Below are 247 nucleotides of genomic sequence, written 5' to 3' on the forward strand. Positions count from 1 at the left end.
AATATTGAAAAAGCTAAAGCATTTGGTATAAGTTCAAACAATATTTTCCCGATGTGGGATTGGGTTGGAGGTCGTTTCTCCTTATGGAGCGCAGTAGGTTTGTCTATAAGCTTAGCTGTTGGAAACGATCATTTTGAAAAGCTTTTACAGGGAGCAAATAAAATGGATATTCATTTTAAGACGGAAGCATTTAAGTCTAATATCCCTGTGATTCTTGCCTTATTAGGAGTTTGGTATACTAATTTTT

1 protein-coding gene is annotated in these 247 nt (G+C 34.8%); it reads left to right on the plus strand.

The annotated features are described in order from the left end of the window. The coding region (locus H2O73_RS24235) for a phosphoglucose isomerase-related protein (RefSeq protein ID WP_497997523.1) at positions 1-247 on the plus strand (247 nt) is incomplete at both ends.

The organism is Vibrio marinisediminis, assembly GCF_014050145.1.
In the GTDB taxonomy this organism is placed as follows: domain Bacteria; phylum Pseudomonadota; class Gammaproteobacteria; order Enterobacterales; family Vibrionaceae; genus Vibrio; species Vibrio marinisediminis.